Origin of the sequence: Acetobacter sp. P5B1, assembly GCF_018811985.1 — a bacterium.
GTDB lineage: Bacteria > Pseudomonadota > Alphaproteobacteria > Acetobacterales > Acetobacteraceae > Acetobacter > Acetobacter cerevisiae.
The window spans coordinates 1-12362 of record NZ_JACRVS010000042.1 but is presented as its reverse complement, the minus strand read 5'-3'; the positions used below and the strand labels follow the sequence as shown (position 1 = coordinate 12362).

At 57.5% G+C, this 12362-nt stretch carries 11 protein-coding genes; 3 read left to right on the top strand and 8 right to left on the bottom strand.

The genetic code is table 11. The features are described from left to right. Nucleotides 1–200 (bottom strand): transposase (locus KP703_RS14640; RefSeq protein ID WP_215754528.1); only part of this gene is annotated, 200 nt, incomplete at its 3' end. Between the two features lie 975 nt (nucleotides 201–1175). Between KP703_RS14640 and KP703_RS14635 the strand changes: the two genes are divergently transcribed. Together KP703_RS14635 and KP703_RS14630 are read left to right on the top strand one after the other, a co-directional pair. Continuing rightward, a complete protein-coding gene (locus KP703_RS14635) occupies nucleotides 1176–2123 on the top strand; it encodes a DUF6602 domain-containing protein (protein WP_215755453.1) in 948 nt (315 codons plus the stop codon). Between the two features lie 333 nt (nucleotides 2124–2456). Then, complete coding sequence (locus tag KP703_RS14630; RefSeq protein WP_081500468.1) at nucleotides 2457–4070, top strand: ISL3 family transposase; 1614 nt, start codon at nucleotides 2457–2459, stop codon at nucleotides 4068–4070. A 196-nt stretch (nucleotides 4071–4266) separates the two neighbouring features. Here the strand turns inward: KP703_RS14630 and KP703_RS14625 are convergent, their stop codons facing one another. The 6 genes from KP703_RS14625 to KP703_RS14600 all read right to left on the bottom strand — a co-directional run bounded on the left by KP703_RS14625 (nucleotide 4267) and on the right by KP703_RS14600 (nucleotide 8764). Then, nucleotides 4267–4830, bottom strand: a complete 564-nt coding sequence (locus KP703_RS14625; RefSeq protein ID WP_166318907.1) for a cytochrome c — start codon at nucleotides 4828–4830, stop codon at nucleotides 4267–4269. A 66-nt stretch (nucleotides 4831–4896) separates the two neighbouring features. Further along, complete coding sequence (locus KP703_RS14620; protein ID WP_166318904.1) at nucleotides 4897–5289, bottom strand: hypothetical protein; 393 nt, start codon at nucleotides 5287–5289, stop codon at nucleotides 4897–4899. Nucleotides 5290–5369: 80 nt separating this feature from the next. Beyond that, nucleotides 5370–6176, bottom strand: coding sequence for a copper resistance protein B (locus KP703_RS14615; protein WP_062268971.1), 807 nt, complete (start codon nucleotides 6174–6176; stop codon nucleotides 5370–5372). After that, nucleotides 6173–8005, bottom strand: coding sequence for a copper resistance system multicopper oxidase (locus KP703_RS14610; RefSeq protein WP_099349045.1), 1833 nt, complete (start codon nucleotides 8003–8005; stop codon nucleotides 6173–6175). The genes KP703_RS14615 and KP703_RS14610 overlap by 4 nt, the downstream gene beginning before the upstream one ends. 76 nt (nucleotides 8006–8081) lie before the next feature. Continuing rightward, entirely contained in the window at nucleotides 8082–8423 is a 342-nt protein-coding gene (locus KP703_RS14605; RefSeq protein ID WP_231866452.1) for a hypothetical protein, read from the bottom strand. Between the two features lie 68 nt (nucleotides 8424–8491). After that, entirely contained in the window at nucleotides 8492–8764 is a 273-nt protein-coding gene (locus tag KP703_RS14600) for a metal-sensitive transcriptional regulator (RefSeq protein ID WP_062106135.1), read from the bottom strand. A 43-nt stretch (nucleotides 8765–8807) separates the two neighbouring features. On the opposite strand from KP703_RS14600, the gene KP703_RS14595 reads away from it, so the two are divergent. Further along, the gene (locus KP703_RS14595; RefSeq protein WP_166318898.1) at nucleotides 8808–11234 is read left to right on the top strand and encodes a heavy metal translocating P-type ATPase; all 2427 of its coding nucleotides are present in this window, start codon (nucleotides 8808–8810) and stop codon (nucleotides 11232–11234) included. A 92-nt stretch (nucleotides 11235–11326) separates the two neighbouring features. On the opposite strand, the gene KP703_RS14590 is transcribed toward KP703_RS14595, so the two are convergent. Beyond that, on the bottom strand, nucleotides 11327–12362 hold a 1036-nt coding region (locus tag KP703_RS14590), incomplete at its 5' end, for a type II restriction endonuclease (protein WP_215755452.1).

Below are 12362 nucleotides of genomic sequence, written 5' to 3'. Positions count from 1 at the left end.
GCAGTCCATGGCGGCAGATCGTTCGGCATCGCACGCCATGCAATGCCGTAACGGATCACATACCGAAGACCGTTGAACAACTCTCTCAGATTATGGTGTCGCTGGTCCGCATCTTCTTTCATCAAAAGGAGGTATGGAACAATCAGAGACCACTCTTCGTCACTGATATCAGACGGATACGGTTTGCGGGCAGTATTCATCCATCTGTTCTGGAACACTTACGCCAGAAAGTACATAACACCCTCTAGTATTTCGAAGCATGTGCCTTTTTTTATATCATGAAAGGATACGCCAAGAAAAAGAGGAACAGGAAATTGTTTTATTATAGAATCAATGAATCTTTGTTTTTCATGTTTTTTCCAAACCAGCTTTCGCTGATACCGACGGTTGACTACATATTGGCTTTTCCGAAAGCTAGAATATACCGACTGGATCGGCTCACCCCTAATGTTAAGGTTATTTTGCATTTACTCGCCTCTGAAAAACGTTGTTAGCGAAAGTCGTAATAAACAAATTTTGTCCGCCGTCTAGCGGCCGCATCGTTGCTTTCCTTCCCCAAACCGAAATGCTGCCTATACACTACACCTCGGCCATTCGATTGTCCTCGCAGCGTTTCCGTAATCCTCCTATCGAAAAACACATGTTTCCCGATAGGAGGCACGTAATTCCGTCAGAAACACGGCGCGGACCCCGCTTTCCGGCATTCGCATGGACGCGATTGTACGGAAAACCCCGTCGGATTGAAAATGTGCCGGAACCTGTTCAGAGATGCTTTCGGACATGCCCCATCGGCAACAATTTGCACAGAAAAACCCGAACCAGACATTCCGTAATCGGCCCAACTCGAGCAAGATGCACCTTGCTGCTCATGTCTGCTGTGCGGAAAGCTGTTCGTCGGTACGTATGCACGATATGAGGGCGTAAGCAGCCTGTCCGCTTGCCGTGTGCAAAGCGGACTTACAGCTTTCGCCCTCACACCGGACATTGCAGGAAATCCCACTCTTCCGGAAAGCGGACATTCGACGGCTCTGTGGTTTGTCAGAGGAATACCCTTCATATTATCGTCATGCTGACTTTGGCGCGGATCGCGTTAACACGGAAACTGTGGTGGGACTCTGAATGTTCCAACGAAAGATTGCAAAATTCATCATTAGAAATTTCTAGAGGAGTAAGTCATGACCACAGCGATAGACCGCTTAGTAAGAGAAAAAGCCAAGAATTTTCGTTTGCATTTCGGGCGAACAACCCAGGAAATTTTTACCGATGATTCTTCTGAAGCTATTTATCATCCTGGAGAATACGGAGGATATCGAGAAAGATTATTAAAGAGCTTGTTGAAGTCTTTTCTTCCGGGCTACGCAAATTGTTCAGAGGGATTTATAATATCTTCTGACGAAGAACGAAGCACTCAGGTCGATGTAATTATTTTTGATGAAATCGAAACACCAAAAATAGAAAGCGACGATCTGAGGAGGTTCTTTCCAATTGAAACTGTAATGGGCGTGGGAGAGGTAAAATCAACGCTCACAATACAAAAGCTTCTTGAATGCTTAAACAAGCTATCTAATGTAAAAAAACTACGTCTTGCCACCCCATCGAACCTTACACCTATCCGGCCATCATATCGGGCATTTGAAACGATATCGTGTATAAACGATATAATTTACAATAATCTTGAAAAAACAAACGAAGAGAAAGTTAGACTATTACAATCAATCTACAATCCATACGAAAATCATTGGCAAAATGTAATTTCATTCTTGGTCTGCGCAAAAATAAATTTTCCGTCTCAATCTTCTTTTCAAAGAGTTGTAGAAGATATTATTCAACAAGTTGATACAGAGGAGACGGTAGCAATGCGTCACAATATGCTCTTATCGCTCGAAGACGGGTATCAGAGCTATGCACACAACAGAGCACACGTTGTATATCCTCGGCTTTATAATCCACAAATAGATTGCTGCGCGCGGACTGGTATCCGAACTGTTTTAGCTGATGACGAATGCAATCATATAATTGCGTTTATATCCGATCTTTGCAACTCCATTACAGAAGCGGCCATATATCCATATACACTTAAAGCTCATTTGGGGGCTGAAATTCAGTTTGCCACAGGATCCTAATTAATCTTTCATACAATATTTATCTATTTTCTATTCACTGAACGCTGTCTTTCCGCTCACCCACCTGTCAGTTTGCTGGAAACAAGCAGACAGGCGGTAGTCGCCTTCGTCTCGGTCGTTCGGATGCCCAGATCACATTCCCGACTCCGGACATTGGCCCTACCCAATCCTGCTTTAGGCGGCAGGCGCCCGATAAACACGTCAGTAAGGCGCTCATGGTGTTGATTTTCGTTGAGAACTGGGTTCTTCCGCACTTTTCGTGATGGGTATCTTGTACTGAGGTTCCGGAACTGGGAAATCCAGAAAGTCGTTCACTTTCATGGATATTCCCCAGTGTCACGCCTTCGGTCTCTTGATCTTCCCCGTTCCCTCGTCGTTCGTCGTGTTGTTGCACTGGATAACAGAGTGGAGATCGAAGTCGGTCTGCGAAAACGGAGTGCAGTGTGTCCGGACTGTCAGTGCCCGACACAACGCATTCACAGTTTCTATCAGAGAAAACTCGCGGATCTTCCATGGCAGGGCCGTCCAGCCACGCTGATCGTTTCTGTGCCGCGCTTTTTCTGCCAGACGATGCTTTGTCCACGTCGGACGTTTGTCATGCCCCTCGAGGGGATAACCGTGCGTCATGGCAGACAGACCACACGTCTTGCCGATCTTCATTATTATATCGCCCACACCCTGGGCGGTTCCGCTGGAGCACGAATGACCGTGCGCCTGTGTTGTCCCATCAGCGCGGATACTCTTGTCCGCCGTCTTCTCTCACGTGTGCAGAACACCACAAAAGGCACGGCCCTTACACGTGTGGTGGGGGTGGATGACTGGGCATGGCGGCGGGGACATCACTATGGAACGATTGTGGTCGATCTTGAGAAAAATGATGTCATTGACCTCCTGCCAGATCGGGACGCTGATACCCTTGCCCGATGGCTGCAGGTCCACCCCGGTATTGAAATCATTGCCAGAGACCGTGCCGGTACTTATGCAGACGGATGCCGCAGAGGCGCACCATCCGCTCTTCAGGTGACAGACCGCTGGCATCTGCTGAAGAACCTGTCAGACGCTTTTGTCAGCATTCTGGACCGTTTTACGACGACTGTCAGGACCCTGACACGACAGATGAACGTATCAACGGTCGTAAGCAAAATATCTGAAACAATCAGAGCGCATCCAGAAGAGGCGCAGGCGGTCGTCAGGTCAGCCTCTGGGGAACGGCGTGACATTCTTTTCAAGGAAGCTCTTGCCCTGAAAGCAGCGGGACACAGCATTCAGGCTATCGCCACAACGATCGGGGTAGAGAGAAAAACCGTGCGGCGCTGGTTTCAGCGGGGCCATGCACCACCATGGAAAAGAACGGTTCCGTCACGCAGCATACTCGTGCCTTACACAGCCCACCTGGAAAAGAGATGGTCCGAAGGATGTCGCAATAGTCGTCAGCTATGGCGGGAACTCCTGGAGCAGGGCTTTGCAGGACAATATGGCACCGTCTGGAAATGGGTGGCGACGCGACAGGGATGTTCCGCGAAACCCGTTCCTTCCGCGCATGTCGTTGCACCTCGGGGACGCAGACTTGCGCGGCTTCTTCTCGCAGAGGATCCGTTATCTGCCGGACAGGAGGGACTGCTGGTTCCTGCCCTTCTGGAAGCTGAACCGCACCTTGCCGTCACACTCTGCTGGCTCAGGAAAATGCAGACCCTGCTCTGTAAAAGGGGTGACACCTGCACGGGAGGCGATCTGAAGGCTCTGCTGGAAGAAGGAAAGACGACGCTGCTGTCACGTCTGATTCCCGCGCTTGAACGGGATGCGGCTGCCATTGAAGCGTCTCTTGTCACACCTTGGACAACCAGCCCGGTTGAAGGACAGATCAGCCGACTGAAAATGATCAAGCGAACCATGTTCGGAAGAGCAGGCTTCGAACTCCTCAGGGCGCGTGTCCTTCAGCCCGCATAATCAAAAAACATCATCACGAAAAGTGCGGAAGAACCCAGTTCTCGGTGAAAATCAACACCTCATGGTTTCTCCAACACGTCATCATCCTCGGCAAAGCGCATACCGACCCATTTTCCGGACGTCGTCAGGAATAAGAAATTACTATACGGGGGTATGGCATATTTTCCTTGATCTCGATCAATTATCGCAGCGGCATCTACGGTCGGGGCATCGGCATATCCATGTCGTGATGCGTATGATGTCCGCCAGCTGCTCCTGCCTGGGCGACCAGCGCCTGGTAGTCAGAACTGTTCATTCCCGGAAGGCTCCCGAGAAACGCAACGATGTTCCAGAGATCATCATCACCATGATCCGCCCAGGACGGCATGCCCGACATCTTGATGCCATGCTTGAGGATCCAGAACAGTTCGCCCGGTGTATAGCGTTGCGCCACATCCTTCAGAACCGGCGGCTTCGGATACATCCCCACCGCCATATCCTCGGCCTCGACGCCCGGCGCGGAATGACAGGAGGCGCAATGCGTCGAAAAATGCGATGCGCCGCCGACGAGCCGTGCCTGCGTTTCAAGATCGACAGGTGCGGTAATGCCCTCGGCGTGATGCCGGATTGAATGGAGGCGTGCCGTTTCCAGAACACGATAGGTCAGCCGCCAGTGCGGCGAGGTGGCGCTCACATCATACAGGCCACCGAAAACGACGGTCGCTCCTGCGCCGATCCCAAACAGCAGGATACCGGCGAACCCCCAGATCAGTCTTGTCATACGTGCCTCCCTGGGCCTTTCCAGGGGCGACGCTGATGGCGCCGCCCCGCTCCGGTCAGGACCCGATCAGCGCTGATGAACCGCGTCAGGCATGCCCTGCGGCCCCATCGGCATCTTCATGCCGCTTTCCTTGTCACCGCAGCCCATTTTCATCTTGTGATCTGACGGCGCCATGGCGTGGCCGTTCGACATATTCATGCCCTTCATCTTCATACAGTCTCCCATCTTTCCCTTCATTTTCATGCCCTTCTCCATGCCCTCCATGCCGGAACCGGACATGCCGTCCATTTTCATCTTGTCGTGGTCCATCCCCGACATGCCGGACATGCCCTGCATCCCGGACATATCCTGACCCTGCGGCTGGGCCGGTGCCGGAGCGGGGGTCTGGGCATGCGCAACCGAGACCGTGGCCAGAAGTGCGGCCAGAGCGGCCGAGAACCTGAAATTCATAGTCAGCATTTGTAAGTTCTTTATCTTTTGTTATCTGAAACGGGGCCGCACGGAGCGCCCCGCAACGACTTCACATCGGGCAGGAGCGGTCAGAACCACGTCCTGATCCCGAAGGTGAAATTCAGGTCATGGACACGCTCATTCCTTGAACGCGCCATGTCGGCGGCCTGACCGAACGTGCCGGAGTAACTCACGCCGATATAAGGCGCGAATTTCCGATGCCATTCGTAGCGAAGCCGCAATCCCGTATCGATATCGGACAGCCCGGTTCCGACGCCGCGCGCACGATCGGACGCGGAATAGAAGTTCATCTCGACCTGGGGTTGGAGAATCAGGCGATTAGTCAGCAGGATATCGTATGAGCCCTGCAGACGCCCCGCCGCACCCCGGTCGCTGAAATAGGCCGTGGCCTCCACATTGAAGAAATATAGAGCCAGTCCCTCGACCCCGATCGCGCCCCAGGCCCGTGTGGGGCCGTTGTCAATATCGAGACGCACGCCGGTCTGGACATCGAAATACCGGGAGATAGCACGATCATAAAGGGCCTCATGGTCTCCATCACCGAACTTGCCGTTTGTGCCGACCGTGCCTTCGGATTTCAGCCAGAGCTTGTCGTAGTCGGTGCCGAACCAAGCCTGCCCATCGTAACGGAACTGCCCGCCATCGGCACCAAAGCGCGCCTCGAACTGGTCGAGCAGCGCATGCATGTAGATGTTATGGTCCATGACCGGCTGGATGCCGTTGATATAGACCACGGGCGCGGGAGCCGAGGCGGTCTGCGCTTCCTGGGTTCCTTCGCTCTGGCGTGCCGGGACTGACTGGGCGCGTCCCGTGCCAGGTACCGCGGTAGCCAGTCCAGCGGCAAGGACCGTGCCACCTATCAGACCCCGGATCACGACACCACCACCGTGCGGAACATGCCCACCTCCATGTGGTAGAGCAGGTGGCAGTGATACGCCCACAGCCCGGGTTCGTCCGCCGTGACCAGGTAACTCAGCCGCTCACCCGGCTTGACGGTAATCGTGTGCTTGTAGGGTCGGCACTCGCCCTGCCCATTTTCCAGTTCACTCCACAACCCATGCAGGTGGATCGGATGCTCCATCATCGTGTCGTTGATCAGGACGAAGCGCACCCGCTCGCCCAGGGTGAGACGAATGGGCTCCGCTTCCGAGAACTTCTTGCCGTCAAACCCCCAGATGAAGCGTTCCATGTTGCCGGTCAGATGCAGGGTGATCTCGCGCGATGGCGGGCGCGGGTCCGCGCCCGAGATCGTCGCCCGCAGATCGGCATATGTCAGAACGCGGCGACCATTGTTCTCCAGCCCGTCGCCCGGTTCCGCCAGCCGGTTGATCGGCATCATGGCGACACTCTGCACCGCGACGCCGGGCTTCAGCTCTGTTTTATGCCGCGACGCAGCCGCCATGCCCGGCATATCCATCGCAGCGGCTCCGGGTCTGTTGGCCTCCTTCATGTCCATGTGATCCATGTCCATGCCGCCGCTGGCAGGGGCTTCACCGGGCTTCCCCGGCGAACTCCCCATCTCCATGCCCGCCATGCCGCCCTTCATGTCCATATTCCCCATGCCCATGTCGGTCATGGTGCGCAGCGGGCGCGGGTCCATGGGCGGGACCGGACCGGCAAGGCCCGGACGGGTGGCGAGCGTGCCGCGTGCGTATCCGGTACGATCCTCAGCCTGGGCAAAGACCGTGTACGGTCCATCGGCGGTGGGCTCGACAATCACATCGTAGGTTTCCGCAGGTCCGATGCGGAATTCATCGACAGGGATGGGCTCCACGTCATTACCGTCGGCCTGAACGACGGTCATCGTCAGGCCGGGAATGCGCACGTCGAACAGCGTCATCGCCGATGCATTGATGAAGCGCAGGCGTATGCGCTCGCCCGGTCGGAACAGGCCCGTCCAGTTTGCAGCAGGCGACTGGCCGTTGATCAGGTAGGTGTAGATGATGCCCGACACATCCAGAATGTCGGTCGGCGCCATGTTCATGGCACCCCATTGCAGGCGATCTCGGATCGTCGCACCCAGCCCCTGCCGATGTGCGTCACGGAAGAACGTGTCCACCGTACGCTGGCGGAAATTGTAGTAATCGCTCTGGAATTTGAGGTTGGAGACGATGTCCTCAGGATCGACGTCGGTCCAGTCGGACAGGACCATCACATAATCGCGGTCGAAATGCTGCGCGTAACCGTCTCTCGGGTCGATGATCAGAGCCCCATACAGGCCCGTCTGCTCCTGGAAGCCGGAATGGCTGTGATACCAGTAAGTGCCGCTCTGATGCAGCGGGAAGCGATAGGTGAACGTGTCACCCGGCGCGATCCCGCCAAAGCTCAGACCGGGCACGCCGTCCATGTCGGCCGGCACCCGGATTCCGTGCCAGTGGATCGAACTGGGCTCATCCAGCCGGTTGGTGACATTCAGTTCGACTGTGTCGCCCTGACGCCACCGCAGGATCGGCGCGGGCGTGGAGCCGTTCACACCCACCGCGTGCATGCGCGCACCGGTGATATTGACCGGCACAGAACCGACCGTAAGGTCGAAACGGGTGCCAGGCAGCGGGTCGGGCCGACCCGACGCCGGTGTATAGACCGGAGCGTAGGCGCCCGCGCTGCGCTGCGGGACGGCCAGCGCCGCCCCCCACAGGCCCGTCCCGATGACGAAACGGCGGCGCGTGATCGCGCCCCGTCCCGTAAGTGATCGTATTGACATGAATAATAGTCCGCAAAAGAGAGAAGGCGGAACCGGTCATAGGTCCATGACCAGCCCTGAGACTGTCAGAACAGAATCAGGCCATCTGTCTGGGCGGCGGCAGGGCGGGCGCGAACGCACGGCCGACCATGCGATCTGAGCGCGACATGCCGAAAGGCGCGGTAACACCTGCGTAATCAAACGCCCTGGTCACGGATGGTGGCATCAGCCAATTGGCGACGCAGGAACCCTGGACACAGCAATCGCCGCAATGATGACATGGGTGATGATCGTGGCACGGTTCATGATTGCAATGTGCGGTCGCCGCATCCGCATGAGATGGCATCTGCATCCCTGGCATGTCGACCATCGGCTGGGTAACCAAAGCAACTGTAGAAGACACCGTGGCGGCATGACCCGGCATGATGGACGCCAGCATCAGCCCCACCTGCAGAAGCAGGCAGGCCAGCAACCGTCCCAACCGTGTCGCGCCGATCCCTTGCACGTCTACCCCGTTATCTTGCTGACCGTTTCGATCAGTTCTCCGATCTTTTCCTGACGCTCCACCGGATCGCCGGATTCGATCGCCTCTACAACGCAGCCCGCGATATGTTCGCGCAGAACAAGCCCCTCGAGCCGATGCAACGCCGCCTTGGCGGCCCGAAGCTGAAGCAGAACATCCACGCAATAGCGGTCGTCGTCCACCATTTTCTGGATGCCACGCACCTGACCTTCGACCCGTTTCAGGCCCTGTAAAATCTTTACCCGTGACTGCCTCATTGCGATATACCCTACCGGGGCATACCTTGAAGTGCAAGCGATTATGGCATACTTCGACGCCGCGGCTGGCGGCCACAAGCAAGGGGGCTTCATGACGAACGACAATACAGCAGCTTGCGCGTCCCATCTCCATGGAGATGGTCCCACCCCGGCAGCGACCGGAGTTGACGCGCACCTGGTCAAGGATCCTGTGTGTGGCATGACGGTCGATCCCGCGACGGCGACGCATCATGCCGACCATGATGGCCGGACCTGGTATTTTTGCAGCGCGCACTGCCAGACAAAGTTCGAGGCCGCCCCCTGTCATTACCTGCACAAGGCGGACACGACGCCCATCAAGCCTCAGCCCAGGCGGGCCGGGATGATCTGGACCTGCCCGATGCACCCCCAGATCCGACAGGATCACCCCGGCTCCTGCCCCATCTGCGGCATGGCGCTGGAACCGGAGGAGCCATCCGACGCCGACATGCCCAACCCGGAACTCGTGGATTTCAGCCGGCGCCTATGGGGAGCGAGCATATTGGCGGTCCCGCTCGTCGTCATCGCCATGGCGGCGGATATGGGAGGGCTGGCATTTTTCGATGGCGGCCTGACGAACTGGATTCAGTTGGCGCTTACGGCACCAATCGTGCTGTGGGCCGGCTGGCCGTTCCTCGAACGCGGCTGGATGTCTCTCCGCACCCGGCATCTGAACATGTTTACGTTGATCATGCTGGGCGTCGGCGCGGGCTTTCTCTACAGCATCGCCGCGACAGTAGCCCCTGGCCTGTTCCCTGCTGCCTTCCGCATGCATGACGGGTCGGTCCCAGTCTATTACGAAGCCGCAGGTGTTATCGTGGTCCTGGTGTTGGCCGGGCAGGTCCTGGAACTGCGCGCCCGCGCCCGTACCAGTCGCGCCATTCGCGCCCTGCTGGATCTCGCACCGAAAATCGCACACCGGGTCGGCGCGCAGGATCGCGAGGACGACGTACCGCTGGCCCAGATCGTGCCCGGCAATCGGCTCCGCATCCGGCCGGGGGAAAGCATCCCGGTGGACGGCACCGTCATGGACGGGCGCTCCAGCGTGGACGAAGCCATGCTGACAGGAGAGCCAGCACCTGTCGCCAAGGGCCCGGGTGACAAGGTGACGGGCGGAACCATCAACGGCACCGGCAGCCTGCTGATGACGGCCGAGGCCGTTGGCTCGGACACGATGCTGGCCCGAATCGTCAGCATGGTGGCGGCTGCGCAGCGTACACGGGCACCGATCCAGGCGGTGGCGGACCGGGTCTCCGGCTGGTTCGTGCCGCTGGTCGTGCTTGTGTCCCTGCTGACCTTCGTCGTCTGGCTTCTGGTCGGTCCGCAACCGCGCTTCGGACACGCACTGCTGAACGCCATTGCGGTCCTGGTGATCGCCTGCCCGTGCGCGCTGGGCCTGGCCACTCCGATGTCGATCATGGTCGGCATGGGACGCGGGGCGCGAGCCGGCGTGCTGGTTCGCAACGCCGAAGCACTGCAGGCGCTGGATACGGTCGATACGCTGGTGATCGACAAGACCGGCACCGTAACGGAAGGCAAGCCCCGGCTGATCGCGACCGAAACATCAGGTGCATGGGATTCCAGCATCGTCCTGCGGTTGGCGGCATCACTGGAAACGCAGTCCGAGCATCCGCTGGCCCAGGCGCTGGTCGCCGCGATGACGGCGCAGGGCCTTCAAGCCGCATCGGTCGGGGATTTCGCCTCTCAGACCGGCCTGGGCGTGACCGGCACCGTGGACGGGCATGCCGTCGTCGTCGGAAACCAGGCCCAGATGCGGCAGCAGGGCATCGATGCGTCAGCATTGATCCCTGTCGCGGACAGCCACCGGGCGGAGGGCGCGGGCGTCATGTTCGTCGGCATCGACGGACAGGCCGCTGGGTTGCTGGTCGTGGCCGATCCGTTGAAGACCGACGCGAAGGAGACCATCGCGGCACTGCACGCAGTCGGCATGCGGATCGTGATGCTGACGGGCGACAACGCCCGGACTGCGGAAGTCGTCGCCCGTCAGGCGGGGATCGACGAGGTGCATGCCGACCTCAAGCCTGAGGACAAGGCCGCAATCATTCGTGACATGCAACACAAGGGAGCCCGTGTCGCCATGGCGGGCGACGGCGTCAACGACGCGCCGGCCCTGGCCACCGCCGATATCGGAATCGCCATGGGCACAGGCACCGATGTCGCGATCGAAAGTGCTGGGATGACACTGGCACAAGGCAGCCTCGCCGGACTGGTACGCGCCCGCCGCCTGGCACAGGCAACGATGCGCAACATCCGGCAGAATCTGGCATTCTCCTTCCTGTTCAATGGGATCGGCATTCCACTTGCCGCAGGAGTCCTGTATCCCGTCTTTGGCCTTACGCTGTCGCCCATGTTCGCGGGAGGCGCGATGGCCCTGTCATCCCTGGCCGTCGTGACAAACGCACTGCGGCTCAATGCCCTGAGACTTCGATAAAAGCAGATTGCCTATTTCGTTCGGAAGGCATGCCTATCCGCGACAGGAACCCACACGAAGCGATGACCCGTTCATTACAAGAGCATAGATTTTCACGCAGGGATCAGCAGATGGGATATAGCTTGAATGGGTTTCATACCCTGCCCAAAGCGCTCAATGGCCTTACGATCCTTCTCAAGCGCCCCGTAAGGCAGATACCGGACTTTCAGATCGGCAATCCTGCTGAAAGCCGGTCGCCGCAGTTGTTCCCGCACATCGGCTTCCCGCTTATCCGGCGCAACAAGGAACAGTCCCTCCAGGGCCTGCGCCTCTGACCCGAGAGCAAGATCCAGCATCCGCACGATGCCGGAATAGATGGTCGTTGAATGCTCAACCTCGAAGGCTGCCACAATCCTGTGGCTTTCCCGACCGAGCCACAGAACATCGATCAGGCGCACGGATTCCGCTCCCTGCGTTTCCGTCGTGAACCCCGGCAACATCGACAGACAGCCATCTCCCAATTTACCGTCCTGCCATGGACGGCCACGATCATTGGCAGCAATCCAGACATCATACCCTAGGGAAAGCCCCAGATCGCGAAGCCAACCCTGAATTTCGGTATGGGTGTGATCCGTTTCCCGCTCTGCGGCGAGTATCCGGGCTTCTTTTGCGCTCTGCTCCCTCACCTGGTGAAGATCGGCTTCCCAGAGTTTCCGCGCTGTTTCATCATCATTGAGAGGTGGCGCTGTATAGCGTCCGCTTCCGAGATCAAACAGCAGTCCTCCGATAGCGCCCAGATCATTGGACAGCAGCGAACGATAGGTCGCATTCAGCTTCAGAATGCCCTGCCGCATGGCAAGATATTCCTCCCATCGGCCCAACTTCATCTTTGATCCGGTTAAGGCGTTATAGCCGTTCACGATTGCCGTATTGAAAGGCGGCATGATCGTAGGATGCAGGAAATACAGCAGATTGGCGACGGCTGGTCCCAGCCCTTTTATCTTCCGGGCATCGATCGCGTGGATGGCCGAGACCACGTGCTCGTCGGTATTGCAACACAGGCAGGTATCGAGAAGCTGCCCGAATGCTTTCTGGTTTGCAGGATTTTCGTAGATATCGGGAATGCGTAGCTTCGGCTTCCACAGGAAG